At 59.4% G+C, this 25423-nt stretch carries 23 protein-coding genes; 15 read left to right on the plus strand and 8 right to left on the minus strand.

What is annotated here, in order from left to right; translation table 11 throughout:
• Window positions 1-36 precede the first annotated feature (36 nt).
• Complete coding sequence (cysB, locus tag CFBP1590_RS10450; protein WP_004887691.1) at window positions 37-1011, plus strand: HTH-type transcriptional regulator CysB; 975 nt, start codon at window positions 37-39, stop codon at window positions 1009-1011.
• 69 nt (window positions 1012-1080) lie between these two features.
• Here the strand turns inward: cysB and CFBP1590_RS10455 are convergent, their stop codons facing one another.
• Window positions 1081-1815, minus strand: coding sequence for a phosphoadenylyl-sulfate reductase (locus tag CFBP1590_RS10455; RefSeq protein ID WP_004887688.1), 735 nt, complete (start codon window positions 1813-1815; stop codon window positions 1081-1083).
• Between the two features lie 174 nt (window positions 1816-1989).
• Here CFBP1590_RS10455 and thrH point away from each other — a divergent pair, with 174 nt between their 5' ends.
• A complete protein-coding gene (thrH, locus tag CFBP1590_RS10460; protein ID WP_029244442.1) occupies window positions 1990-2607 on the plus strand; it encodes a bifunctional phosphoserine phosphatase/homoserine phosphotransferase ThrH in 618 nt (205 codons plus the stop codon).
• 652 nt (window positions 2608-3259) lie between these two features.
• On the opposite strand, the gene pabB is transcribed toward thrH, so the two are convergent.
• The 4 genes from pabB to rloA form a co-directional block, all read right to left on the minus strand.
• The gene (pabB, locus tag CFBP1590_RS10465) at window positions 3260-4606 is read right to left on the minus strand and encodes an aminodeoxychorismate synthase component I (protein WP_088234973.1); all 1347 of its coding nucleotides are present in this window, start codon (window positions 4604-4606) and stop codon (window positions 3260-3262) included.
• A gap of 96 nt (window positions 4607-4702) precedes the next feature.
• Window positions 4703-5680 carry an alpha-L-glutamate ligase-like protein gene (locus tag CFBP1590_RS10470; protein WP_162868308.1) on the minus strand — a complete coding sequence of 326 codons (978 nt, stop codon included), beginning with the start codon at window positions 5678-5680 and terminating at the stop codon, window positions 4703-4705.
• Window positions 5680-7218, minus strand: coding sequence for an osmotic stress tolerance membrane protein RloB (gene rloB, locus CFBP1590_RS10475; protein WP_058433002.1), 1539 nt, complete (start codon window positions 7216-7218; stop codon window positions 5680-5682). The genes CFBP1590_RS10470 and rloB overlap by 1 nt, the downstream gene beginning before the upstream one ends.
• Before the next feature lie 4 nt (window positions 7219-7222).
• On the minus strand, window positions 7223-7759 hold the full coding sequence (gene rloA, locus CFBP1590_RS10480; protein ID WP_029244446.1) for a retropepsin-like aspartic peptidase RloA: 537 nt from the start codon (window positions 7757-7759) through the stop codon (window positions 7223-7225).
• Window positions 7760-8056: 297 nt separating this feature from the next.
• Between rloA and CFBP1590_RS10485 the strand changes: the two genes are divergently transcribed.
• The 5 genes from CFBP1590_RS10485 to prpF all read left to right on the plus strand — a co-directional run bounded on the left by CFBP1590_RS10485 (window position 8057) and on the right by prpF (window position 15128).
• Window positions 8057-8764 (plus strand): GntR family transcriptional regulator, encoded by a 708-nt coding sequence (locus CFBP1590_RS10485; RefSeq protein ID WP_032664482.1) that lies wholly within the window; start codon window positions 8057-8059, stop codon window positions 8762-8764.
• Window positions 8761-9654, plus strand: coding sequence for a methylisocitrate lyase (gene prpB / locus CFBP1590_RS10490; protein WP_029244448.1), 894 nt, complete (start codon window positions 8761-8763; stop codon window positions 9652-9654). The genes CFBP1590_RS10485 and prpB overlap by 4 nt, the downstream gene beginning before the upstream one ends.
• A 139-nt stretch (window positions 9655-9793) precedes the next feature.
• Complete coding sequence (prpC, locus tag CFBP1590_RS10495) at window positions 9794-10921, plus strand: bifunctional 2-methylcitrate synthase/citrate synthase (protein WP_058433003.1); 1128 nt, start codon at window positions 9794-9796, stop codon at window positions 10919-10921.
• Between the two features lie 82 nt (window positions 10922-11003).
• On the plus strand, window positions 11004-13592 hold the full coding sequence (gene acnD / locus CFBP1590_RS10500; protein WP_058433004.1) for a Fe/S-dependent 2-methylisocitrate dehydratase AcnD: 2589 nt from the start codon (window positions 11004-11006) through the stop codon (window positions 13590-13592).
• Between the two features lie 351 nt (window positions 13593-13943).
• A complete protein-coding gene (prpF, locus tag CFBP1590_RS10505; RefSeq protein WP_029244451.1) occupies window positions 13944-15128 on the plus strand; it encodes a 2-methylaconitate cis-trans isomerase PrpF in 1185 nt (394 codons plus the stop codon).
• Between the two features lie 328 nt (window positions 15129-15456).
• On the opposite strand, the gene ppsR is transcribed toward prpF, so the two are convergent.
• Entirely contained in the window at window positions 15457-16275 is an 819-nt protein-coding gene (ppsR, locus tag CFBP1590_RS10510) for a posphoenolpyruvate synthetase regulatory kinase/phosphorylase PpsR (RefSeq protein ID WP_004885714.1), read from the minus strand.
• Window positions 16276-16314: 39 nt separating this feature from the next.
• A complete protein-coding gene (locus CFBP1590_RS28395) occupies window positions 16315-16521 on the minus strand; it encodes a hypothetical protein (protein ID WP_370454405.1) in 207 nt (68 codons plus the stop codon).
• On the opposite strand from CFBP1590_RS28395, the gene ppsA reads away from it, so the two are divergent.
• The 8 genes from ppsA (at window position 16468) to CFBP1590_RS10550 (ending at window position 24561) form a co-directional block, all read left to right on the plus strand.
• Complete coding sequence (gene ppsA / locus CFBP1590_RS10515; protein ID WP_025996036.1) at window positions 16468-18843, plus strand: phosphoenolpyruvate synthase; 2376 nt, start codon at window positions 16468-16470, stop codon at window positions 18841-18843. The two genes, CFBP1590_RS28395 and ppsA, sit on opposite strands and share 54 nt — an antisense overlap.
• A 167-nt stretch (window positions 18844-19010) precedes the next feature.
• A complete protein-coding gene (locus CFBP1590_RS10520) occupies window positions 19011-19997 on the plus strand; it encodes an alpha/beta fold hydrolase (RefSeq protein ID WP_088234975.1) in 987 nt (328 codons plus the stop codon).
• A gap of 90 nt (window positions 19998-20087) precedes the next feature.
• Entirely contained in the window at window positions 20088-20576 is a 489-nt protein-coding gene (rraA, locus tag CFBP1590_RS10525) for a ribonuclease E activity regulator RraA (protein WP_029244453.1), read from the plus strand.
• A gap of 11 nt (window positions 20577-20587) precedes the next feature.
• Entirely contained in the window at window positions 20588-21583 is a 996-nt protein-coding gene (gene cmaX / locus CFBP1590_RS10530) for a divalent cation transporter CmaX (protein WP_088234976.1), read from the plus strand.
• Window positions 21584-21670: 87 nt separating this feature from the next.
• Window positions 21671-21919: a hypothetical protein gene (locus CFBP1590_RS10535; protein WP_004885697.1), complete on the plus strand. Its 249-nt coding sequence runs from the start codon at window positions 21671-21673 to the stop codon at window positions 21917-21919.
• A gap of 2 nt (window positions 21920-21921) precedes the next feature.
• Complete coding sequence (locus CFBP1590_RS10540; protein WP_004885692.1) at window positions 21922-22746, plus strand: mechanosensitive ion channel family protein; 825 nt, start codon at window positions 21922-21924, stop codon at window positions 22744-22746.
• 82 nt (window positions 22747-22828) lie between these two features.
• A complete protein-coding gene (gene sigX / locus CFBP1590_RS10545) occupies window positions 22829-23419 on the plus strand; it encodes an RNA polymerase sigma factor SigX (RefSeq protein WP_004885689.1) in 591 nt (196 codons plus the stop codon).
• 107 nt (window positions 23420-23526) lie between these two features.
• Window positions 23527-24561, plus strand: coding sequence for an OmpA family protein (locus CFBP1590_RS10550; protein WP_025996041.1), 1035 nt, complete (start codon window positions 23527-23529; stop codon window positions 24559-24561).
• A 99-nt stretch (window positions 24562-24660) separates the two neighbouring features.
• On the opposite strand, the gene cobA is transcribed toward CFBP1590_RS10550, so the two are convergent.
• Window positions 24661-25422 (minus strand): uroporphyrinogen-III C-methyltransferase, encoded by a 762-nt coding sequence (gene cobA, locus CFBP1590_RS10555; protein ID WP_088234977.1) that lies wholly within the window; start codon window positions 25420-25422, stop codon window positions 24661-24663.
• Window position 25423: the final 1 nt, after the last annotated feature.

Genomic DNA, 25423 nt, shown 5'->3' on the forward strand with positions numbered 1-25423 from the left:
GATGCCCCTAGGGTTTATCTGCTTTGAGGGATACATATGAAGCTCCAACAACTGCGCTACATTTGGGAAGTGGCGCACCACGACCTCAACGTTTCCGCGACGGCACAGAGCCTTTACACTTCACAGCCCGGCATCAGCAAGCAGATACGCCTGCTTGAGGACGAACTGGGGGTCGAGGTGTTTGCGCGCAGCGGCAAGCACCTGACGCGTGTCACACCGGCAGGCGAGCGCATCATCACCACGGCAGGTGAGATTTTGCGCAAGGTCGAAAGTATCAAACAGATCGCTCAGGAGTTCTCTAACGAGAAGAAGGGCACGCTGTCGATTGCAACCACTCACACTCAGGCGCGTTACGCATTACCGCCTGTCATCAGCAATTTTATTCGGCAATACCCGGACGTAGCACTGCATATGCATCAGGGGTCGCCTACTCAGATCGCCGAAATGGCGGCTGACGGGACTGTTGATTTCGCCATCGCCACCGAAGCGCTCGAGCAGTTCAGTGACCTGGTTATGATGCCGTGCTATCGCTGGAACCGTTGCGTCGTGGTGCCTCAGGGCCATCCCCTGACCAAGGTGCCGAAGTTGACGCTGGAATTGTTGGCCGAATACCCGATTGTGACGTACGTGTTCGGTTTCACCGGTCGTTCCAAACTGGACGAAGCCTTCAGCCACCGTGGTCTGGTGCCCAAGGTCGTGTTCACAGCGGCAGATGCCGACGTGATCAAGACCTATGTTCGCTTGAATCTGGGTGTGGGTATCGTCGCCAGAATGGCGGTGGACGAAGAACTGGACAGCGATCTGGTGATTCTGGATGCCAGCGACCTGTTCGAGTCCAGTGTTACCAAGATTGCATTTCGTCGCGGCACGTTCCTGCGTGGCTTCATGTGCGACTTCATCGAGAAATTCGCCCCGCACCTGACTCGCGAAGTCATGGCCAAGGCGATTACCTGCCATAACAAACAGGAGATGGAAGAGCTGTTCGCCAATGTCGAACTGCCCGTGCATTGATCGGGCACAGCTGACACAGCGTCATTGCGGGCAGCACTCGATGCCCGCAATGAGCTGGGCTGCAGTCGGTCAGACCTTGGCGATCAGGTTGCCCGAATGCAGGCCGCACTCTTTCTGAGTGGCTTCTTCCCACCACCAGCGACCTTCACGTTCGTGCTGGTTCGGCAAGACCGGACGCGTGCAGGGCTCGCAACCAATGCTGATGAAGCCGCGCTCGTGCAGGCTGTTGTAAGGCAGCTCCAGCATGCGGATATAGCCCCAGATTTCCTCACTGCTCATCTGCGCCAGCGGGTTGAACTTGTAGAGCGTCCGCTCGGGCGTCGAGAAGGCCGTATCGATTTCCATGACCGCCACTGCGCTGCGGGTACCAGGGCTCTGGTCACGTCGCTGGCCTGTTGCCCAGGCTTTGACGCCTGACAGCTTGCGGCGCAGCGGTTCGATCTTGCGGATGCCGCAGCACTCGCCATGGCCGTCACGATAGAAGCTGAACAGCCCCTTTTCCTTGACGAAAGGTTCGAGCTTGCTCTGATCCGGCGAGATGATCTCGATGTCGATCTTGTAGTGCTCGCGGACCTGCTCGATGAACCGATAGGTTTCCGGGTGCAGACGACCCGTATCGAGGCTGAATACCTTGACGTTCTTGTTCAGTTTCCAGGCCATGTCCACCAGCACCACGTCTTCGGCACCGCTGAAGGAAATCCACAGCTCGTCACCGAAATGTTCGAAGGCCAGTTTCAGAATGTCCTGCGCAGACTTGTTCGCATAAGTCGTCGCCAGCTCGGCGACGTCGAAAGGTTGGCTCATCAGGCGGCTTCCTGAGTAAAGGGTGGCGCTTAAGCGCTCGTGATGGCAGCAATGGTAACAAAATCCATCGTTGCATGGCCGCTTCGCTGGCCCTTGTGATGCGTTGCGCGGGGTCTGACGAGCGGCTAGAGTGCCGCTTCCCTTTGTCTTGAAGTGTTCCTTGAGGAGCGTTCTGTGGAAATTGCCTGTCTCGACCTGGAAGGTGTGCTGGTCCCGGAAATCTGGATCGCCTTTGCCGAAAAAACCGGTATCGAATCCCTGCGCGCCACCACCCGGGACATTCCCGACTACGACGTGCTGATGAGGCAGCGCCTGCGCATTCTTGACGAGCACGGCCTGAAACTGTCGGACATTCAGGAAGTGATCGGCACCCTCAAGCCGCTGGACGGTGCGGTGGAATTCGTCAACTGGCTGCGCGAGCGATTTCAGGTGGTGATTCTCTCGGACACGTTTTACGAGTTTTCCCAGCCGCTGATGCGCCAACTGGGTTTTCCGACCTTGCTATGCCATCGCCTGATTACTGACGAGACCGACCGGGTGGTGAGCTATCAATTGCGCCAGAAAGACCCCAAGCGCCAATCGGTGCTGGCCTTCAAGAGCCTGTATTACCGCATCATCGCAGCAGGCGATTCCTATAACGACACCACCATGCTGGGCGAAGCTGACGCTGGCATCCTGTTTCACGCCCCTGAAAACGTGATCCGCGAGTTTCCGCAGTTTCCGGCGGTGCATACATTCGAAGACTTGAAGAAGGAATTCATCAAGGCATCGAATCGAGAATTGACGCTCTAGCCCGATTTTGATGGGTTCTGGCGCTCTGTGTCGTCACATTCGAGAGCGGACGCGGAGCGTCCTGGGCGGCGTTACCACGCTGGGGCGCTCATCGTTATACACAAGTCCTCCTGGAGGAATCCGATGATGATCGTTCCTACGCTCCGCGTGGGAATGCCGCTCAGGACGCTCCGCGTCCGCTCTTGAATGTGGCGCAGAGGCGTGGACAAGCTCCAGCGTTACCCACGTCATGCGCCCGGCTAATTGAATCCGCAATCTGTGCCATTTGTGACGCAGAGCGTCACGGGAGGCATGCCCACGCGGAGCGATGGGCACGATCAGTGCTGAGGCGGACTTGTGTATAACGATGAGCGCGGAGCATAGAAACGATCGGGTACAGATGCCAGCCCTCACACTGATCGTTCCTACGCTCCGCGTGGGAATGCCGCTCAGGACGCTCCGCGTCCGCTCTCGAATGTGGCGCAGATGCTAGCCCAAGCTCCAGCGTTATCCACGTCATGCGCCCGGCTAACTGAATCCGCAGTCTGTGCCATGTGTGACGCGGAGCGTCACGGGAGGCATGCCCACGCGGAGCGATGGGCACGATCAGTGTTGAGGCAGACTTGTGTATAACGATGAGCGCCGGAGCGTGGGAGCGATCATCACGGCCGGATCATGACAGCGCATTCAGCGTCTCAAGCAGTACGCGCACCTTGGTGAAGGTCTCCTGATATTCCGCTTCGCACTCGGAATCCGCTACGATGCCGCCGCCGCCCCAGCAGGACACCTGTCCGTCCTTGACCAGCAGGCTGCGAATGGCGATTGAGCTGTCCATCTGCCCGCGTACGTCCATGTACATCAGTGAACCGCAATAGATGCTGCGCCGCGTGGGCTCCAGTTCGTCGATGATCTGCATGGCCCGGATCTTCGGCGCGCCGGTGATCGAGCCGCCGGGGAAGCTGCCTGCGATCAGGTCCAGTGCATCATGGTCTGCCGCCAGTTCGCCGGTCACGCTGCTCACCAGATGATGCACGTTGGGGTAGGTTTCGAGGCTGAACAGTTGCGGGACTTTCACTGAGCCGATTCTGCAACTGCGCCCCAGGTCATTGCGCAGCAGGTCGACGATCATCAGGTTCTCGGCGCGATCTTTTTCGCTGCTCAGCAGTTGCCCGGCGAGTTCGGCGTCCTGTGCCGGGTCTTTGCCACGCGGGCGGGTGCCTTTGATCGGCCGGGTTTCGACCTGCCGGTCGCTGACCTTAACAAAACGCTCGGGTGACAGGCTCAGGATCGCGTCGTCATCCGGCAAGGCCATGAAACCTGCAAACGGCGTCGGACAGGCCGAGCGTAGAGCCCGGTAGGCTTGCCACGGATCGCCCGAGCAAGGTGCCTGAAATCGCTGGGTGAGGTTGACCTGATAGCAGTCGCCTGCCTGGATATAGTCCTGAATCCGCTCGAACGCTTGCTGGTAATCGCTGGCGCTGATGCTGGCGGCAAAAGGCCGTTGCAGTGAGAACGGTGTCACGTCGGGTGCCGGTTTGCCTTCGAACAGCTCAATCAGGTGTTCGCACTCGGCCTCGGCCATGACCGGATGAAAGATCAGTTGACTGGTCTGCGCCTGATGATCGCTTATCAAGGCCCAGCCATAGAGTCCCAAGCGTGCATCGGGCAGTTGCAGGTCGTCGATGGCCTGACCTGGCAGAGGTTCAAGTCGCCGCCCGAAATCATAGCTCAGGTAGCCGATCAGCCCGCCTGCGAAGGGCAGCGCGCAGCCTTCCGGCAGGCTGGCACTGCCCAGTGCCGCGAGGCTTGCGCGCAGCCGTTCGATGTAGGCGCTGCCGGTTTCCTGCGTCCCGACTGTCAGCTCCTGCAAGGGCCAGGCGCTGAGCAGGTCAAAGCGACCCCGATCGGCTACGGGTCTTCCGCTGTCGAGCAGGATCGCGCCCGGTGCCTGGCGAATGCGTGAGAAGTACTCGGCCGGGTCTGGGCTGTAGGGCAGGGGATGAATCAGGCAGGTGGGCATGTCGAAACGTCAGTATTGAGGCGCGGCCGGGGATTGTAGTCCTGTGGACTGTCGCCTCCTAGGGGTATGTCGGGATTGGGCAGAGACTGATCGTTCTCAGGCGCCGGGTACATGGCCGAACAGCGCCTGTACGAACTCGACCCGTTCCTGAGGCGTTTCCTGCCGGCCTTCCAGCGCCAGGTGCTCAATGCGCGCCTCGACCGCCTGAGTGCGGTGTGTCAGGCCGCTGTCATTGGCGATCTGAATGTTCAGACCGGGGCGGGCATTAAGCTCAAGGATCAGCGGTCCCTTGTCCTGATCAAGCACCATGTCGACGCCTATATAGCCCAGCCCGCACAGCTCATAGCATTCGGCCGAGAGTTTCATGAAGCCGTCCCAGTTGGGCAACTGCACGCCATCCACCGAGTTGGTGGTGTCCGGGTGTTTACTGATGATGCTGTTCAGCCAGGTGCCTTGCAGGGTGATGCCCGTTGCCAGGTCAACACCCACGCCGATGGCGCCCTGATGCAGGTTGGCCTTGCCGCCCGACTGACGGGTAGGCAGGCGCAACATGGCCATGACCGGGTATCCCATCAGCACGATGATGCGTATGTCCGGCACGCCTTCGTAGCTGATGCTCTTGAAGATCGGGTCCGGCGTGACGCGGTATTCGATCAATGCGCGGTCGCGGTGTCCACCCAGCGAATACAGGCCGGTCAGGATGCTGGACACCTGATGCTCGATTTCCGACTTGCTGATGATGCGCCCGGACACTGTGCGATAACGGTCTTCGAAGCGGTCGGCGATCACCAGGATGCCGTCGCCGCCTGCGCCCTGTGCCGGTTTGATCACGAAATCGCTGCGTCCGCCGATGATCTCGTCGAGCTGGTCGATTTCCTTTTCGGTCGAAATCACGCCATACATTTCCGGCACATGAATGCCAGCCGCGATGGCGCGTTCCTTGGTGATGATCTTGTCATCGACAATCGGGTACAGGCTGCGCTTGTTGTACTTGAGCACGTAATCGGCGTTTCGCCGATTGATGCCCATGATCCCGCGCGCTTCCAGCGCCTTCCAGGTTTTCCACCAGCCGATCACTTGGCCTGTTCCTCTTTCAGGAAGGCCTTGAAGCGCATCAGTTCTGTCAGGCGGTAGCCACGGTATCTGCCCATCGCCAGCATGAAACCGACCAGCACCAGCAACACTGCGGGGAAGGTGAACACAAAATAGGTCAGCTCCGGCACGCTCATGATCAGGTGCGCCAGGGACGCCGCGAACAGCGTACCGATGGCCACTTTCATGGCGTGGCTGGCGCCGCGTTCTTCCCAGGTGATCGACAGGCGTTCAATGGTCATGGTCAGGATCACCATCGGGAACAGCGCCACCGACAGGCCGCGTTCCAGCCCCAGTTTATGGCTGAACAGACTGATGGCGGCGATCAGTACCACCACGAAGGTCAGTACCACCGACAGGCGCGGCAGCATCTGCAGCTTCAGGTGCTCAAGGTAGGAACGCAGCGACAGCCCGAGCGCGGTGATCACCGTAAACAGCGCAATACCGAAGCCCAGCTGGGTTTCGCGGAAGGCCAGGGCGATCAGCACCGGCGTAAACGTACCCAGCGTCTGCAGGCCGATCAGGTTGCGCAGAATCAGGATAACCAGCACGCCAATCGGGATCATGACCATGATCATGAACGTCTGCTGGGTCTGCAGTGGCAGGCCGTACAACGAATAGGCGAGGAAATCCGAATCAGTGCTGGCGTCGGTCAGTTTGGCCAGACGCATGGCATTCATTTCGCTGTTGTTCAGGCTGAAGGTGACCTGCACCTTCTTGCCGCCTTCGACGGTGACCAGATTCTCGTCACCGGTCCACCACAGCAGGCGATCGTCCGGCAAACCGGCTTCACCGGTGTCCGGGTTGAAATACAGCCATTCCTTGCCATTGAAGCTGCGCAGCCACAGTTCAGGCGTTTGCGGCTGACCGGCGTCCAGGCGAATGGTGTGAGCCTTTTCCATCGGCACGTGGGCGATGGACAGCAGCAATTCAGTGACCTGGGCTTTCTTGCCGGCAGACGTATCGCCCGCCAGCAGAAGCTTGACGTTGTCGTCGTTCAGGTTGTTGACGCGCTTGATGGCCTCGGTGATGAAGGTCTCGACATCCGCCGAATGCTGGCGAATGGGCGCAAGCAATGCTTCGGCAGCGACTTTTTCCGGGCCTTCGACGGGCAGGCTGTCACGGAAGATCGGGCCTTTGACCTTGGGCTTGTCGCCGCTGTAGCGCTTGGTCAGCACCAGTCGGTAGTAAAGCGTCTGGTTGCCGGTGGCACGGCGGGTCGACCAGGTGACGCGGCGATTGCCGTCGCCACGGTTGACGCTGACGCCGTAGTTGTTGGAGATAAAGCTTTCATTGAGGCTGATGTAGTCGTGCGCCAGCGGCGGCACGAACATCTGGATCTTGACCGAGTCCTTGGGGTTGGCAACAAATTCGACCTTGGCATCGATGTTCCACAGGTCGTCGGTTTCGTCTTCGGTCACCGGAATGCCGAGCGCCAGTATCTGATAGGCCGTGATTGCGATGCCAAGCGTGACGAGCACCGTGATCAGGATTTTCAGATGGAGCGTAAGAGAGCGCATGTATTTACTCTGCGTTTTGAGCGACGGAAGCGCAGCCAGGCTTCCCTGCCGCATATTTAAGACTTGGATCGACCAGCGCATCGAAGTGTTTCAAGGCTTCGGAGCCGATCAAAAGCGGGTATTGGAAAGCACTTCGGTCGGTCAAGTTCACTTCTATGGTGCGTAAAACTTCACCCATGCAGACCGACAGGCTGATGACTGGGCGAGCGGTGTACTTTTTTTCGTCATCCGGGTCACGGTCATCGGCGCGGCGCTTGATCTTGCTGACCCGCGCCAGCGGTCGTTCTATGGGGTGCGCATGGCTGTCGTCGATGGCCAGATAGAAACGTACCCAGCTTTCGCCATTGCGTTTGAAGTGCTTGATGTCGCGCGCGCTCAATGAAGCCGTCTTGGCGCCAGTATCCAGCTTTGCGGCGACCTCAAGGTCAATATCAGCGAGTCGCGCGTACTCGTTCAGGCCGTAGACAGTCTTGTTGGCTGCAACGCTGAAGGCAGGCAGAAGCAAAAGGCAAAACAGAGTGGCGAGGGTATCAAGTCTCATAAATCCTGGCGCAATGAGCGCAAAACTTCAGGGTCAGGGCTCAAACGGGATGGGCCTGATGACGAAAAAAAACAGGGTTGCAGGCTGGAATCCGGGGCCGGGCAGCGCTGAATAAATGTGGCGCGCAGTCTAGCATGAAGCCTTGCCGCTGCCAGTTTTGTGACAGCGTCCGGCACCCTTCGCTAGTCTGTGAAAAACTTCCGTTTATTAGATGATTGTCGACAATCGCTCGTTTTTCTTTGACGGGTCGAATGTGTATGACTAGATTTAGCCCTATTGAAATTCAAGGTGTCGACAATGTTGGGTGCGCTTGAAGAAGTTACAGTGTTGGCGGACGATTCGGAAACCCTTTCCGAGAACGTCTTTCGGCGTATCCAGGCGGCTATCGTCAAAGGCGAGATCGCGCCCGGCAGCAAGATTTCCGAGCCGGAACTGGCCCGTACCTATGGCATCAGCCGTGGCCCGCTGCGCGAAGCGATTCATCGTCTCGAAGGCCAGCGTCTGGTGGTCCGCGTGCCGCATGTCGGCGCCCGCGTGGTCTCCCTGAGCCACGCCGAAATGATCGAGCTGTACGAAATCCGTGAATCCCTTGAAGGCATGGCCTGTCGGCTGGCGGCCGAACGCATGACGAGCGAGGAGATCGACGAGTTGCGTCGGGTACTGGATACCCACGAGCGCGACGCTGCGTTTCAGGCCGGTGTCGGCTATTACCAGCAGGAAGGCGATTTCGACTTTCATTACCGGATCATTCAGGGCAGCGGCAACCGCACCCTCAGCCAGATGCTCTGTGGCGAGCTGTATCAGCTTGTTCGCATGTACCGCATCCAGTTTTCGACCACGCCGAACCGACCCCGCCAGGCCTTTGCCGAGCATCACCGCATCCTCGATGCGATTGCCGAACGCGATGGCGAGCTGGCCGAATTATTGATGCGCCGCCATATCGGTGCGTCCAGACGCAACATTGAGCGCCATTATCAGGCGGCTACCGACCGAGGTGAATCATGAGTCGCGACACCACAACTCCCGGGCAGCGTTTTCGTGACGCGGTTATCAGCGAACAGCCGTTGCAGGTGGTTGGCGCAATCAATGCCAATCATGCGCTGCTGGCCAAACGTGCCGGGTTCAAGGCGATTTATCTGTCCGGTGGCGGAGTGGCTGCAGGCTCGCTGGGTATTCCGGACCTGGGCATTACCGGGCTTGAAGATGTGCTGATAGATGTGCGACGCATCACCGATGTCTGTGACCTGCCGCTGCTGGTCGATGTCGACACCGGTTTTGGTTCGTCGGCATTCAACGTGGCGCGTACCGTGCGTTCGATGATCAAGGCCGGTGCGGCCGCCATTCACATCGAAGATCAGGTCGGCGCCAAGCGTTGCGGGCATCGTCCGAACAAGGAAATCGTGTCGCAGCAGGAGATGGTCGACCGCATCAAGGCCGCCGTCGATGCGCGGACCGACGACAGTTTCGTGATCATGGCGCGCACCGATGCGCTGGCGGTCGAAGGTCTTGATTCGGCCCTGGAACGGGCGGCGGCCTGCATCGAAGCCGGTGCGGACATGATCTTCCCGGAAGCGATCACCGAGCTTGCCATGTACAAGCAGTTCGCCAACCGCGCCGGTGTGCCGATCCTGGCCAACATCACCGAGTTCGGTGCCACGCCGTTGTTTACCGTGGACGAGCTGCGCGACGCTGATGTATCGCTGGTGCTCTATCCTCTTTCGGCATTCCGCGCCATGAACAAGGCGGCGGAAAATGTCTACGGCGCGATCCGCCGCGATGGCACCCAACAGAATGTGATCGACACCATGCAGACCCGAATGGAGCTGTACGACGCCATCGATTACCACACCTTCGAGCAGAAGCTCGACGCGCTGTTTGCGCAGAAGAAAGGCTGAAAAAAAGCCCGCTGATCGTTCCCACTCCTGCGTGGTAACACCGCCCAGGACGCTCAGCGTCCGCTCTCGAGTGTTTCGTGGCGCACGAGCGGGATATTCACATGATCATTCCCGACAATTTCAAGAACTGGAGAATGCAATGGCTGAAGCAAAAGTATTGAGCGGCGCAGGTCTGCGGGGCCAGGTCGCCGGACAGACTGCCCTGTCCACCGTCGGCATGGCAGGCGCTGGCCTGACCTATCGTGGCTATGACGTTCGCGAGCTGGCCGCCGAAGCGCGCTTCGAAGAAGTCGCCTATCTGCTGCTCTACGGCGAGCTGCCGACCCGGATGCAACTGACCGCCTACATGCAACGCCTCAAGGAAATGCGCGAACTGCCTCAGGCCCTGAAAGAAGTGCTTGAGCGCATACCCGCCGACACCCACCCGATGGACGTGATGCGCACCGGGGCCTCGATGCTCGGGACCCTGGAACCGGAGCGCAGCTTCGAGCAGCAGCGTGATTCCACCGACCGCCTGCTGGCAGCCTTTCCGGCGATCATGTGCTACTGGTACCGCTTCAGCCATGAAGGCAAGCGCATCGACTGCATCACGAACGAAGACTCCATCGGCGGGCATTTCCTGCACCTGCTGCTGGACAAGACACCCAGCGAACTGCACCGCAAGGTCATGGACGTGTCACTGATCCTGTACGCCGAGCACGAATTCAACGCTTCGACGTTTACCGCGCGTGTCTGCGCATCGACCCTGTCCGACCTGTATTCCTGCATCACGGCGGCTATCGGCACCTTGCGCGGTCCGTTGCATGGCGGTGCCAACGAGGCGGCCATGGAGATGATCCAGCGTTTCGGCTCGGCTGAAGAGGCGACCCAGGGCACGCTGGGCATGCTGGAGCGCAAGGAGAAGATCATGGGCTTCGGCCATGCGATCTACAAGGAATCCGACCCGCGCAACGAGGTGATCAAGGGTTGGTCGAAAAAGCTCGCCGATGAGGTGGGTGACACTGTGCTATTCCCTGTGTCCGAGGCCATCGACAAGGTCATGTGGGAACAGAAGAAACTGTTTCCCAACGCGGACTTCTACCACGCGTCGGCCTACCACTTCATGGGCATTCCGACCAAGCTTTTCACGCCTATCTTCGTCTGCTCGCGCCTGACGGGCTGGGCGGCGCATGTGTTCGAACAGCGCAGCAACAACCGCATCATTCGTCCGAGCGCCGAGTACACCGGCGTCGAGCAGCGCAGCTTCGTGCCCATCGAGCAACGCTGAGCCAGGTGGGCAGGGGAGCCGCCGATGAGCTTCCCGCCTGCTTTTCGAAACCTGATTTAGCCGCTATGAACCGAGCCCAGCAATGAACAGTGAATTTCGCAAACCGCTTCCCGGCACCCGGCTGGACTACTTCGATGCACATGCAGCCATCGAAGCCCTCAAGCCCGGTGCATACGCCACCTTGCCTTACACCTCACGCGTGCTGGCCGAAAACCTGGTGCGTCGCTGTGATCCAGCGACCCTTAATGCCTCGCTGACCCAGTTGATCGAGCGCCGCCGCGACCTGGATTTTCCGTGGTTTCCGGCGCGTGTGGTGTGCCACGACATCCTGGGTCAGACCGCGCTGGTCGACCTCGCAGGCCTGCGCGATGCCATCGCGTCCCAGGGCGGCGACCCTGCGCTGGTCAATCCGGTGGTGCCGGTGCAACTGATCGTCGATCACTCGCTGGCCGTTGAGTGCGGCGGCAATGATCCGCAGGCATTCGAGAAGAACCGCGCCATCGAGGATCGCCGCAACGAAGACCGCTTCCACTTCATCGACTGGACCAAGCAGGCGTTCAAGAACGTCGAAGTGATCCCGCCCGGCAACGGCATCATGCACCAGATCAATCTGGAGAAAATGTCGCCGGTGGTTCAGGTGCTCGACGGCGTGGCGTTTCCCGACACGCTGGTCGGCACCGACAGTCACACGCCGCATGTCGATGCGCTCGGCGTGATCGCTATTGGCGTGGGCGGCCTTGAGGCGGAAAACGTGATGCTGGGTCGCGCGTCCTGGATGCGTCTGCCGGACATCATCGGGGTTGAACTGACCGGTCGCCGCCAGCCCGGGATTACCGCTACCGATGTGGTATTGGCCCTGACCGAATACCTGCGCCAACAGAAAGTGGTGGGCGCGTACCTTGAGTTCTACGGCGAAGGCGCGGCCAGCCTGACGCTGGGCGACCGGGCGACGATTTCCAACATGGCGCCTGAGTACGGTGCCACGGCCGCGATGTTTTCCATCGACTCGCAGACCATCGATTACCTGCGCCTGACCGGGCGCGAGGATGAGCAGGTCAAGCTGGTGGAGCTGTACGCCAGGCACACCGGATTGTGGTCCGACAGCCTTGAACAGGTTGAATACGAGCGCGTGCTGAGCTTCGATCTGTCCAGCGTGGTGCGCAACATGGCCGGGCCGTCGAATCCGCATGCGCGTGTGGCCACGTCCGATCTGGCCGCCAGAGGCATTGCCGGGCAATGGGACGAAGTGCCGGGGCAAATGCCCGATGGTGCGGTGATCATTGCCGCGATCACCAGTTGCACCAACACCAGCAACCCGCGCAACGTGATCGCCGCAGGTCTGCTGGCACGTAACGCCAATCGCCTGGGTCTGACTCGCAAGCCCTGGGTGAAGTCTTCGCTGGCGCCCGGTTCGAAAACCGTGGCGCTGTATCTGGACGCTGCCGGGCTGACCACGGAGCTTGAGCAACTGGGTTTCGGCGTGGTGGCGTTTGCCTGCACCACCTGCAACGGCATGTCCGGCGCGCTGGATCCGGCCATCCAGCAGGAAATCATCGACCGCGATCTGTACGCTACTGCTGTACTGTCCGGTAACCGCAACTTCGACGGACGTATCCATCCTTACGCCAAACAGGCATTTCTCGCCTCGCCGCCGCTGGTAGTCGCTTACGCGATTGCAGGCACGATCCGGTTCGATATCGAGAAGGATGTGCTGGGCGTTGTCGATGGCAAAGAGATCCGCCTGATGGACCTCTGGCCGAGCGACGAAGAAATCGACGCCGTGGTGCAGGCTTCGGTCAAGCCGGAGCAGTTCCGCCAGGTCTACATCCCGATGTTCGCTATCGAAGAACATACCGGTCCCAAGGTTGAGCCGCTGTACGACTGGCGCCCGATGAGTACCTATATCCGCCGTCCACCTTATTGGGAAGGCGCGCTGGCCGGAGAGCGCACGCTGAAGGGCATGCGCCCGCTGGCGGTGCTGCCGGACAACATCACCACCGATCACCTGTCGCCGTCGAACGCGATCATGCTCAACAGTGCCGCCGGTGAATATCTGGCGAAAATGGGCGTGCCGGAAGAAGACTTCAACTCCTACGCCACCCACCGCGGCGATCACCTGACCGCCCAGCGCGCCACGTTCGCCAACCCGCAACTGGTCAACGAGATGGCGGTCGTCGAGGGCAAGGTCAAGAAGGGCTCGCTGACCCGGATCGAGCCGGAAGGGCAGGTCACGCGCATGTGGGAAGCCATCGAAACCTACATGGCGCGCAAACAGCCGCTGATCATCATCGCCGGTGCCGACTACGGTCAGGGCTCGTCCCGTGACTGGGCGGCCAAAGGCGTGCGGCTGGCGGGCGTTGAGGCGATTGCTGCCGAAGGTTTCGAACGTATCCATCGCACCAATCTGGTCGGTATGGGCGTGTTGCCGCTGGAGTTCAAACCGGGCACCAACCGACTGACGCTGGGCATCGATGGCAGCGAAACCTTCGACGTGATCGGTCAGCGTACGCCGCGTGCAACCCTGACGCTGGTGATCACTCGCAAGAACGGCGAGCGCCTGGAAGTGCCGGTGACCTGTCGTCTGGACACCGGCGAAGAACTCTCTATTTATGAGGCGGGCGGCGTGCTGCAACGCTTCGCCCAGGACTTTCTCGAAGCGACGGCGTCTTGAAATCTGAGCAGCGCTGATCGTGCTCATCGCTCTACGCTCGTCGTTAGTGCGATGGCATGAACACCCCCGAATCAGTGTCAGGACGAAGGAGCCGCGGCGAAGCCGGGGCCGGAACCGGAGCAAAGGACTTTGGCTACTTTGGTCCCTCAAAGTAGCGCGCCGTAAGGGCGCAAAGGTGGCCTGAGCCGGGCGCTTGGCTCACTGAGTCCGCAATCTGTGCCATGTGTGACGCGGGGCGTCACGGGAGGCATGCCCACGCGGAGCGATGGGCACGATCAGTGTTGAGGCAGACGTGTGTATAACGATCAGCGCAGAACATGGGAGCGGTCGATGACCGGGACAGGAACAGACATGACTCATTTACCGCAAATCCGAATCCCCGCCACCTATATGCGTGGCGGTACCAGCAAGGGTGTGTTCTTCAACTTGCTTGATCTGCCCGAGGCTGCGCAGGTTCCAGGTCCGGCAAGAGACGCACTGCTGCTGCGCGTGATCGGCAGTCCCGATCCGTATGAGAAACAGATTGATGGCATGGGCGGGGCGACGTCCAGCACCAGCAAGACCGTGATCCTGTCGCGCTCCAACAAGGCCGATCACGATGTCGATTACCTCTTTGGTCAAGTGTCCATCGACAAGCCGTTCGTGGACTGGAGCGGCAACTGCGGCAACCTGTCGGCAGGGGTTGGCTCGTTCGCGATTCTCAGCGGTCTGGTGGATGCCAGTCGCATTCCGCAGAACGGTATTGCCACGGTGCGCATCTGGCAGGCCAACATCGGCAAGACCATCATCGCCCACGTGCCGATCAATCAGGGCGAGGTGCAGGAAACCGGCGACTTCGAGCTGGACGGCGTGACCTTTCCCGCAGCCGAGGTGCAACTGGAGTTTCTCGATCCGGCAGCGGACGAAGAGGGCGCCGGTGGCTCGATGTTTCCGACTGGCAATCTGGTAGACGACCTGGAAGTGCCGGGTGTCGGCACGTTGAAGGCAACCCTGATCAACGCGGGCATACCGACCATTTTCATCAACGCCGCCGATATCGGTTACACCGGCACCGAGCTGCAGGGCGACATCAATGGCAGCCCTGAAGCACTGGCGAAGCTGGAAACCATTCGGGCCTACGGCGCTGTGCGCATGGGACTGATCGGGCATGTGGACGAAGCGGCACGTCGGCAGCACACGCCGAAGGTCGCTTTCGTCGCGCCACCGTCCGGCTACGTGTCGTCCAGCGGCAAGTCGGTCGCGACGCAGGATATCGATTTACTGGTGCGGGCCGTGTCCATGGGCAAGTTGCACCACGCGATGATGGGCACTGCCGCTGTGGCGATTGGTACGGCGGCTGCCATTCCGGGCACACTGGTGAATCTGGCGGCGGGCGGCGAAACCCGCAGCGCGGTGCGGTTCGGCCATCCCTCCGGCACCTTGCGGGTGGGCGCCGAGGCGCATCAGCAAGAGGGCGAATGGAAAGTCACCAAGGCCATCATGAGCCGCAGCGCCAGAGTGTTGATGGAAGGCTGGGTGCGTGTGCCGCAGGCCTAGTGCGCTCGGTCGTGCCAATGCTCCGCGTTGGCACCCAGTCCGGGACGCTCCGCGTCCCACGAATCAGTGTCAGGGCGAAGGAACCCCGGCGAAGCCGGGGCCGGAACCGGAGCTAAGGACTTTGGCTACTTTGGTCCCTCAAAGTAGCGCGCCGTAAGGGCGCAAAGGTGACCTGAGTCGGGCGCCCGGCTCACTGAGTCCGCAGTCTGTGCCATTTGTGACGCGGAGCGTCACGGGAGGCATGCCCACGCAGAGCGATGGGCACGATCAGAGTTGAGGCAGACTCGTGTATCGCGATGAGCGCGATCAGGATCTAACGAAATGGCCCCTACTTGAACCGCCGCTCAACCCCTTTCTCCACCAGCACCTTGGCGGAGATTTCTTCCACCGAGAAATGGGTGGAGTTAATGTTCGGGATGTTCTCCCGGCGAAACAGACTCTCCACTTCCCGTACTTCGAATTCGCACTGGGCAAAGCTTGAGTAGCGACTGTTGGGTTTGCGTTCGTGACGAATGGCCGTCAGGCGATCCGGGTCGATGGTCAGGCCGAACAGTTTCTCGCGATGCTGCTTGAGCGCCGCAGGCAGTTGCAGGCGTTCCATGTCGTCTTCGGTCAGCGGATAGTTGGCTGCGCGGATGCCGAACTGCATGGCCATGTACAGGCAGGTCGGGGTCTTTCCGCAGCGCGAGACACCGACCAGAATGATGTCGGCCTTGTCGTAGTAATGCGTGCGCGCACCGTCATCGTTATCCAGTGCGAAATTGACCGCCTCGATGCGCTCCATGTAGTTGGAGTTGTGACCGATGGAGTGCGATTTGCCCACCGAATACGAGGAGTGTGAACTAAGCTCCAGTTCCAGCGGCGCCAGGAAGGTCGAGAAAATATCGATCATGAAGCCGTTCGACGTCGCCAGAATTTCCCGGATGTCCTGATTGACGATGGTGTCGAAGATGATCGGCCGCACCTCGTCCTTGTCGGCGGCCTTGTTGATTTGTTGTACCATCGCCCGCGCTTTCTCGACGCTGTCGATATAGGGCCTGGTGAACTTGTTGAACGTGATGTTTTCAAATTGCGCTAACAGGCTTTGCCCAAGGGTCTCGGCCGTGATGCCGGTCCCGTCGGAGATGAAGAAAGCGGATCGTTTCATTTGCGCCCCTGGCCTTAAGCAGTTGACGATTTCTGGATATCATAGGCGCGCTTGCGGGCCCTGAGGGTCTGCATTCTCGCCTATTTTGAAGGTTCGGGTTCGCGCCTGTTCCGAAACGCCTGCGGTCGCGTTGCCGTGACCCCGGTGAATGAGCTTTTCCCAACAATAAACACAGTTAGTGGAGAGATCACCTTGGTAGAGTACGTAGTTTCCCTCGATAAGCTCGGCGTCCATGATGTGGAGCATGTGGGAGGCAAGAACGCATCCCTCGGCGAAATGATCAGCAACCTCGCAGGCGCTGGTGTCTCAGTGCCTGGTGGTTTCGCGACTACGGCCCAGGCCTACCGTGATTTTCTCGAGCTCAGCGGTCTGAACGATCAGATCCACGCAGCTCTGGATGCTCTTGATGTCGACGACGTCAACGCCCTGGCCAGAACAGGCGCGCAGATTCGTCAGTGGATCATGGAAGCCGAGTTCCCCGAGAAGCTCAACGCCGAGATTCGCACTGCGTTTGCCGCGCTGTCGGCAGGCAATCCGAATCTGGCCGTTGCCGTGCGTTCTTCCGCCACCGCCGAAGACCTGCCTGATGCCTCCTTCGCAGGCCAGCAGGAAACCTTCCTGAACATCCGTGGCGTCGAGAACGTCATTCGTGCCGCCAAGGAAGTGTTCGCCTCGCTGTTCAACGACCGCGCCATTTCCTACCGCGTGCATCAGGGCTTCGATCACAAGCTGGTCGCACTCTCCGCTGGCGTGCAGCGCATGGTGCGTTCCGAAACCGGTACTGCGGGCGTGATGTTTACCCTGGATACCGAGTCGGGCTTTCGCGACGTGGTGTTCATCACCGGCGCCTACGGCCTGGGTGAAACGGTTGTGCAGGGCGCAGTCAATCCGGACGAATTCTACGTACACAAAGATACCCTGGCCGCTGGCCGTCCTGCGATCCTGCGTCGCAACCTGGGTAGCAAGGCCATCAAGATGATCTACGGCGAAGAAGCCAAGGCCGGTCGTTCGGTCAAGGTGATCGACGTCGAGCCTGCGGATCGTGCGCGTTTCTGCCTGACCGATGCCGAAGTGTCCGAACTGGCCAAACAGGCCATGATCATCGAGAAGCACTACAAGTGCCCGATGGACATCGAGTGGGCCAAGGACGGTGACGATGGCAAGCTCTACATCGTTCAGGCGCGTCCTGAAACCGTGAAGAGCCGCGCCTCGGCCAACGTCATGGAGCGCTACCTGCTCAAGGAGACCGGCAAGGTGCTGGTCGAAGGTCGCGCAATCGGTCAGCGCATCGGCGCGGGCAAGGTGCGGATCATCAAGGACGTGTCCGAGATGGACAAGGTCCAGGCAGGTGACGTGCTGGTCTCCGACATGACCGACCCCGACTGGGAACCGGTCATGAAGCGCGCCAGTGCCATTGTCACCAACCGTGGCGGTCGCACCTGCCACGCAGCGATCATTGCGCGTGAACTGGGCATTCCGGCCGTTGTGGGTTGCGGCAACGCCACCCAGTTGCTGCAGGACGGGCAGGGTGTGACGGTTTCCTGCGCCGAAGGCGACACCGGTTACATTTTTGAAGGCGAGCTGGGTTTCGACATCAAGACCAACTCGGTCGATGCCATGCCCGAGCTGCCGTTCAAGATCATGATGAACGTCGGCAACCCGGACCGCGCGTTCGATTTCGCCCAGCTGCCCAACGCCGGTGTCGGCCTGGCGCGTCTGGAGTTCATCATCAACCGGATGATCGGCGTGCACCCGAAGGCGCTGCTGAACTACTCGCTGCTGCCGCCGGAAATCAAGGACAGCGTCGACAAGCGCATCGCCGGTTACGACGATCCGGTCGGCTTCTACGTCGAGAAGCTGGTCGAGGGCATCAGCACCCTGGCTGCCGCGTTTACCCCGAAAAAGGTCATCGTGCGTCTGTCGGACTTCAAGTCCAACGAATACGCCAACCTGATCGGCGGCAAACTGTACGAGCCGGAAGAAGAAAACCCGATGCTGGGTTTCCGCGGTGCATCGCGTTACATCAGCGAAAACTTCCGCGATTGCTTCGAGCTGGAATGCCGTGCCCTCAAGCGTGTACGTGAAGACATGGGCCTGACCAACGTCGAGATCATGGTGCCGTTCGTGCGCACCCTGGGCGAAGCGAGCCAGGTCATCGACCTGCTGGCGGCCAACGGCCTGAAGCGCGGCGAAAACGGTCTGCGCATCATCATGATGTGCGAGCTGCCGTCCAACGCGATTCTGGCTGAAGAGTTCCTCGAGTACTTCGACGGGTTCTCCATCGGCTCCAACGATCTGACGCAGCTGACCCTCGGTCTGGATCGTGATTCGGGCGTCATTGCGCATCTGTTCGACGAACGCAACCCAGCGGTCAAGAAGCTGTTGTCCAACGCCATTCAGGCCTGTAACAAGGCTGGCAAGTACATCGGCATCTGCGGTCAGGGGCCTTCCGATCACCCGGATCTGGCGCGCTGGCTGATGGATCAGGGCATCGAGAGTGTTTCGCTCAACCCCGATTCGGTGCTGGAAACCTGGTTCTTCCTGGCCGAGGCGCAGGCGCCGGTCTGATGTGACGCGAAAAAGCCCTGAGCCGTCTTGTGGTTCAGGGTTTCATCAAAAAGAGGCGGTTTTTTCGGAGACCGCCTTTTTTATGCGCCTCACGGCGCACCCACACGCAGTTTCATACAGTCTGTCAGAGGCGACCCGATGCCTTTGAATTTCCGAAAAAGAGCAATATGCAAAGCAGCAGCCACCTATTTCCCGTTGCCTTGATCAGTGCCGAGCGTCGTGGTGATCTGGTCGAGGATGTCTACCGCCTCAAACCTGCCAACAGTCCTGACCCGAGCGTCGAACTGGCCGTGACCCGCCTGGGTCTGGTCGATCAGGCTCATGGACGCGGTATCCCGGTCATTCTGGTACACGGCAGTTTTTCCAATCGCAGGTTCTGGTATTCGCCCAAGGGAATCGGTCTGGGGCCGTTTCTGGCGCGTGCCGGTTATGACGTCTGGATTCCCGAAATGCGCGGACACGGGCTGTCGGCGCGCAATCAGAACTATCGCGGCAATTGCGTGGCCGATTACGCCCGCTATGACGTGCCAGCAATCGCCGCCTTCGTACAAGAGCAAAACGGGCAGGTACCGCACTGGATCGGTCATTCGCTGGGTGGTACCACGCTGGCTGCAGCGTTGGGCGGCGAATACCTTGGCGTCGAGAGCGCGGCGTCGGTGGCGTTGTTCGGCAGTCAGATCAGTCGCAGCTACTGGCCGCTGAAGATTCCGCCGCTGCAATGGTCCAGTCGTCTTCTGCTCAAGCGTTTCGAGCATGTATCGGGTCCGCGTTTCAAGCGCGGCCCGGAAGACGAGCCCATGGGCATATTGCTTGAAAGCATGCGCTGGCATGGTCTGTTCGGGCGTTTCGGTGATCGTCACGGTGACTGGTGGGCAGGCTTGAAAGCCGTTCAGGTTCCGTTGTTGGCAGTGGCCGCGGTGGGCGATCACCAGGATCCGGTATGGGCCTGTCGAATGCTGTTCGATCAGGCAGGCAGCGAACTCAAGCAGTTTCTCTGTCTGGGCCGCGAGCATGGCTTCAACGAAGATTTCGGTCATGTGCAGATGCTGGTCAGCAAGGGCGCGCAGCAACAGGTATGGCCCCGAGTGATCGATTGGCTGCGCGAGCGGTCTGCTGAACAGACAGCTGAGCTTCAGGTGGCAGTAGGCAGTTAGCGGTTAAAGTCGCTATAAAGACACTGCACTGCGCAGCACGCTGATCTGCACCATTCTTGAGCCCATGCCTCAATGACAGGAGTTGACCTCATGCACTACCTCACCCCCGATCTGTGTGACGCTTATCCGGACCTGATACAGGTTGTCGAGCCGATGTTCAGCAATTTCGGTGGACGCGACTCGTTTGGCGGCCAGATCGTCACCCTCAAGTGTTTCGAAGACAACTCGCTGGTCAAGGAGCAGATTGCTCTGGACGGCAAGGGCAAGGTCCTGGTGGTTGACGGCGGCGGTTCGCTGCGTTGCGCAATGCTGGGCGATATGGTCGCCGAGCAGGCCTCGAAAAATGGCTGGGAAGGTCTGCTGATCTACGGCTGCGTGCGAGACGTGGACATGCTGGCCCAGACCGATCTGGGCGTGCAGGCGCTGGCCAGCCATCCGAAGAAAAGCGAAAAGCGCGGCATCGGTGAGCTGAACGTGCCGGTGACCTTCGGTGGTGTGACCTTCAAGCCGGGCGATTATCTGTACGCCGACAACAACGGCGTGATTATTTCTCCTTCCCCCCTGACCATGCCGGAATAAGCGACGACTCAATGTTCGATGAAGCAAACGCGCAGTGGGGGCTGGTTCATGCCCTCGTATTGGATGGTAAGGGTGGGGCGCGCTTCATCGCTCGGACCGAGCTTCAGGAACTTCAGATGCAGCCGCAGGAAAGCCTGTGGCTGCATTGGGACCGCAGTCATCCGCAGACCCAGACATGGTTGCGCAACGCCAGCGGCCTGAGCGAGTTCGCCTGTGATCTGCTGCTTGAAGAAAATACCCGGCCGCGTCTGCTGGCGTTGCCGGACGAGGAATTGCTGCTGTTTCTGCGCGGCGTGAACCTCAATCCCGGCGCTGAGCCGGAAGACATGGTTTCGGTGCGGATTTTCGCAGCGGCGCAGCGGGTCATCTCGTTGCGGCTGCGGCCCTTGCGCGCCACCGAAGAACTGATCGAGCTGCTCGGCCAGTCCAAAGGCCCCAAAACGGCGTCGGAACTGATTCTCTATCTGGCCCAGTACCTGACCGACAAGGTTCAGGATCTGGTGGGCGAGCTGACTGAGTCGGTCGATGAGGAAGAAGAAAAGACCGACGCCGACGAACGGTACAGTCCCGAACATGGCAAGTTGCTGCACATCCGCCGCCGTGCGGCAGGTCTCAGGCGTTTTCTGGGGCCGCAGCGCGATATCTATGGCCAGCTTTCACGGATCAAACTGACCTGGTTCGACAATGAAGACGCCGACTACTGGAACGAGTTGAACAACAGCCTGACCCGTTACCTTGAAGAGCTTGAACTGACCCGAGAGCGAGTCGGGCTGCTGCTTGAGTCCGAAGACCGGCGTCTGCGCGAGCACATGAATCGCACTCTGTACCGCTTCGGCATCATCACCGGTATCTTCCTGCCCATGAGTTTTCTGACCGGCCTGCTGGGTATCAATGTCGGTGGCATTCCGGGGGCGGAAAATCCCTACGGTTTTCTGGTCGCGTGCGGCCTGATCGTCGCGCTGGCGGCCGGGCAGTGGTGGTTGTTCAGACGGTTGCGTTGGGTATAAGGCTTATACTTATATGTTTTTTCATGAAGCGTTTGTGACTCACCCGCAAAGCGTCACGTCTTTGACTTACATTGCGTGAGGTGCCTGATGCACGATCCGTTCGAAGAATCTTTACGTGACATGCTGAACTCGTCATCCTCCAGCCGGGACGACGATGCATGTCTGGGGCGAGTCCTGAAAACCGCCAACCGCCAGGTCGGTGCCGGTGTGTTGTTCGGGCTGCTGGGCCGTTGGTCCGAGGCGATGATGATCGCACTCAACAACGGTTCTGCCCATGTCGCTCCCGTTTCCCGTCGCACCGGATCTGGTGCCCGTTCTACCGATAAGGCTGATTGAGCATGGAATTGAACCTCTGGACGCAGAGCCTTCTTGCTGCAATGACTGCATTGTGGACCAAAGTTGCAAACTTCATCCCCAACCTGTTTGGCGCGCTCGTCGTGGTGGTGCTCGGCTTTGCCGTAGCCAAGCTGCTTGATGCGCTGCTGTCCAAACTGCTCGCCAAGCTGGGGCTGGATCGTCTGGTCGGCGGCACAGGGCTGACCAAGATCATGGGGCGTGCGGGCGTCAAGGTGCCGATCTCCACACTTATCGGCAGGATCGTTTACTGGTTTGTGTTGCTGATTTTCCTGGTATCCGCTGCAGAATCTCTGGGTCTGCAGCGCGTATCGGCCACGCTCGACATGCTGGCGCTTTATCTGCCGAAGGTGTTCGGCGCGGCACTGGTGCTGCTGGTCGGTGTCTTGCTGGCGCAACTGGTCAATGGACTGGTGCGCGGTGCGGCTGAAGGCGTCGGCATCGATTACTCCGCCGGACTCGGGCGAATTGCCCAGGGGCTGGTCATTATCATCAGCATTTCTGTCGCGATCAGCCAGCTGGAGGTCAAAACCGACCTGCTGAACCATGTGATCGTGATTGCCTTGCTGACCGTTGGTCTGGCGGTCGCCCTGGCGTTGGGCCTGGGAAGTCGCGAAATTGCAGGTCAGATCATCGCCGGAATTTATGTGCGTGAACTTTATCAGGTGGGCCAGCAGGTGCAGATAGGCGACACCGAGGGGCAGATAGAGGAAATCGGTACGGTCAAGACGACCCTGCTGACAGACGAAGGGGAGCTGGTTTCTTTTTCCAACCGCATCCTCCTCGATCAGAGAGTAAGCAGCCGTTAAGCGGCTAACCTGCTAATCTATGCCGCCAAGTTGCCGGAAAGGGCTGTGGCGGACATTGACCTGACTGTCGGCAAGATTCGTTTTGAATAAACCTCAACCGCTTTCAACGCGCTACGATCCACACGAGCTCTCGGATGAGGAGCTGGTGGCACGTGCCCACGTCGAGCTGTTCAACGTGACGCGGGCGTATGAAGAATTGATGCGTCGCTATCAGCGGACACTTTTTAACGTCTGTGCACGTTATTTAGGGAACGATCGCGACGCGGACGATGTCTGTCAGGAGGTGATGCTTAAGGTGTTGTATGGCTTGAAGAATTTCGAGGGTAAATCGAAATTCAAGACCTGGCTCTACAGCATCACGTACAACGAGTGCATCACTCAATACAGGAAGGAACGGCGTAAGCGTCGCTTGATGGACGCTTTGAGTCTGGATCCGCTTGAGGAAGCGTCGGAAGAAAAGACGCCAAAACCTGAAGAGCGGGGCGGTCTCGATCGCTGGCTTGTGCACGTGAACCCGATTGATCGGGAGATTCTGGTGCTGCGATTTGTCGCAGAACTGGAGTTCCAGGAGATCGCAGACATCATGCACATGGGCTTGAGCGCAACGAAAATGCGTTACAAGCGGGCGCTTGATAAACTACGTGAGAAATTTGCAGGTATCGTCGAAACTTAACGGCGAGCAAATATCTCTAACGAACTGGCAAGGTCTGGTAGACTTGCCGACGAGTTGTCCCCAGTTATGCGGGACTGCTTTACAATCATCAGATGGGGATTTAACGGATGAAACTGAAAAACACCTTGGGCTTGGCCATTGGTACTATTGTTGCCGCAACTTCTTTCGGCGCTCTGGCACAAGGCCAAGGCGCGGTCGAAATCGAAGGCTTCGCCAAGAAAGAATATTACGACAGCGCTCGTAACTTCAAAAACGACGGCAACCTGTTCGGCGGCTCCGTTGGCTACTTCCTGACCGATGACGTTGAATTGCGTCTGGGCTACGACGAAGTTCACAACGTCCGTAGCGACAGCGGCAAGAACATCAAGGGCTCCAACACCGCCCTGGACGCTCTGTACCACTTCAACAACCCGGGCGACATGCTGCGTCCTTACCTGTCTGCCGGTTTCTCTGACCAGAGCATTGGCCAGGACGCTCGTGGCGGCCGTAACGGCTCCACCTTCGCCAACGTTGGCGGCGGCGCGAAGCTGTACTTCACTGACAACTTCTATGCCCGTGCAGGCGTTGAAGCTCAGTACAACATCGACCAAGGCGACACCGAGTGGGCGCCAAGCGTCGGTATCGGCGTTAACTTCGGTGGCGGCAGCAAGAAAGTTGAAGCAGCACCCGCTCCAGTAGCTGAAGTGTGCTCCGACAGCGACAACGATGGCGTTTGCGACAACGTTGACAAGTGCCCAGACACCCCGGCAAACGTAACTGTTGACGCTGATGGCTGCCCAGCCGTTGCTGAAGTGGTTCGTGTTGAGCTGGACGTGAAGTTCGATTTCGACAAATCCGTAGTCAAGCCTAGCAGCTACGGCGACATCAAGAACCTCGCTGACTTCATGCAGCAGTACCCACAAACCTCCACCACTGTTGAAGGTCACACTGACTCCGTCGGTCCTGACGCTTACAACCAGAAGCTGTCCGAGCGTCGTGCAAACGCCGTTAAGCAGGTCCTGGTCAACCAGTATGGCGTTGGTGCTAGCCGCGTAAACTCGGTTGGTTACGGCGAATCCCGTCCAGTTGCTGACAACGCAACTGAGTCTGGCCGCGCAGTTAACCGTCGCGTAGAAGCAGAAGTAGAAGCTCAAGCTAAGTAATTAGCCGCTTGTACTGAAAAGCCCGGCTCAGGCCGGGCTTTTCTTTGTCTGCGATTTGAGCGTGCATGCATGCTGGCGGGTAGGCAATAAAGCTGGAACTCAGCCGGCCTGTTGCTGAAGATCGTCCAACAATGTCTGATTCAAGACTTCCTGGTTGCCTGCGGCGACTGCGCCGATCACCAGAGTGGCAGGGCTCTTCAATTCGAACGCAGCGGCATCACGCTGCATGTTTGCAAGTGTGCTGCGGCATTCACGTTGCGATGGCAGGGACGCGTTCTCGATCATCGCCACCGGCATGTCCGGGCTCATTCCTCCCGCCAGCAGGTTCTCATGAATCTGTGGCAGCTTCGCCACGCCCATGTACACCACCAGTGTCGTGCCGCTTTGCGCCAGTGCCTGCCAATTGAGGCTGCTGTCGTCCTGAGTATGGGCGGTGACCAGCGTTACCCCACGGCTGATCCCGCGTAGCGTCAGCGAAATACCGCATTGCGTTGCACCCGCCAGGCCAGCAGTAATGCCGTTGACCAGCTCCACTGCCACGCCGCGTTCCTGCAACCACTCTGCTTCCTCACCGCCACGGCCGAAGATGCACGGGTCTCCGCCCTTTAAGCGCACCACGCATTTACCCTGTCGCACGTAGCGCAGCATCAGGCGATGGATGAAGGCCTGTGGCGTCGAGCGACAACCGCCGCGCTTACCGACCGGGATAACCCTTGCAGCAGGACAGTGCTCAAGCACAGCGGGGTTGACCAGATCATCGATCAACACCACATCCGCCTCATGCAAGGCCCGCACGGCCTTGAGCGTCAGCAATTCGGGATCACCCGGGCCTGCGCCCACCAGCCAGACTTTTGCGCTCATG

Origin of the sequence: Pseudomonas viridiflava, assembly GCF_900184295.1 — a bacterium.
GTDB classification, from domain to species: Bacteria; Pseudomonadota; Gammaproteobacteria; order Pseudomonadales; family Pseudomonadaceae; genus Aquipseudomonas; species Aquipseudomonas viridiflava.

What these genes read in the sequence shown, in the direction of transcription:
- cysB (WP_004887691.1), top strand. Translation starts at nt 37, where the DNA reads ATGAAGCTCCAACAACTGCGCTACATTTGGGAAGTGGCGCACCACGAC.
- ppsR (WP_004885714.1), bottom strand. Translation starts at nt 16,275, where the DNA reads ATGAAACGATCCGCTTTCTTCATCTCCGACGGGACCGGCATCACGGCC.
- CFBP1590_RS28395 (WP_370454405.1), bottom strand. Translation starts at nt 16,521, where the DNA reads ATGCTCCACATCATGGACGCCGAGCTTATCGAGGGAAACTACGTACTC.
- CFBP1590_RS10535 (WP_004885697.1), top strand. Translation starts at nt 21,671, where the DNA reads ATGCACGATCCGTTCGAAGAATCTTTACGTGACATGCTGAACTCGTCA.
- cobA (WP_088234977.1), bottom strand. Translation starts at nt 25,422, where the DNA reads ATGAGCGCAAAAGTCTGGCTGGTGGGCGCAGGCCCGGGTGATCCCGAA.
- CFBP1590_RS10540 (WP_004885692.1), top strand. Translation starts at nt 21,922, where the DNA reads ATGGAATTGAACCTCTGGACGCAGAGCCTTCTTGCTGCAATGACTGCA.
- CFBP1590_RS10520 (WP_088234975.1), top strand. Translation starts at nt 19,011, where the DNA reads ATGCAAAGCAGCAGCCACCTATTTCCCGTTGCCTTGATCAGTGCCGAG.
- CFBP1590_RS10485 (WP_032664482.1), top strand. Translation starts at nt 8,057, where the DNA reads ATGTTGGGTGCGCTTGAAGAAGTTACAGTGTTGGCGGACGATTCGGAA.
- prpB (WP_029244448.1), top strand. Translation starts at nt 8,761, where the DNA reads ATGAGTCGCGACACCACAACTCCCGGGCAGCGTTTTCGTGACGCGGTT.
- prpF (WP_029244451.1), top strand. Translation starts at nt 13,944, where the DNA reads ATGACTCATTTACCGCAAATCCGAATCCCCGCCACCTATATGCGTGGC.
- rloB (WP_058433002.1), bottom strand. Translation starts at nt 7,218, where the DNA reads ATGCGCTCTCTTACGCTCCATCTGAAAATCCTGATCACGGTGCTCGTC.
- acnD (WP_058433004.1), top strand. Translation starts at nt 11,004, where the DNA reads ATGAACAGTGAATTTCGCAAACCGCTTCCCGGCACCCGGCTGGACTAC.
- rloA (WP_029244446.1), bottom strand. Translation starts at nt 7,759, where the DNA reads ATGAGACTTGATACCCTCGCCACTCTGTTTTGCCTTTTGCTTCTGCCT.
- CFBP1590_RS10550 (WP_025996041.1), top strand. Translation starts at nt 23,527, where the DNA reads ATGAAACTGAAAAACACCTTGGGCTTGGCCATTGGTACTATTGTTGCC.
- prpC (WP_058433003.1), top strand. Translation starts at nt 9,794, where the DNA reads ATGGCTGAAGCAAAAGTATTGAGCGGCGCAGGTCTGCGGGGCCAGGTC.
- pabB (WP_088234973.1), bottom strand. Translation starts at nt 4,606, where the DNA reads ATGCCCACCTGCCTGATTCATCCCCTGCCCTACAGCCCAGACCCGGCC.
- rraA (WP_029244453.1), top strand. Translation starts at nt 20,088, where the DNA reads ATGCACTACCTCACCCCCGATCTGTGTGACGCTTATCCGGACCTGATA.
- cmaX (WP_088234976.1), top strand. Translation starts at nt 20,588, where the DNA reads ATGTTCGATGAAGCAAACGCGCAGTGGGGGCTGGTTCATGCCCTCGTA.
- CFBP1590_RS10455 (WP_004887688.1), bottom strand. Translation starts at nt 1,815, where the DNA reads ATGAGCCAACCTTTCGACGTCGCCGAGCTGGCGACGACTTATGCGAAC.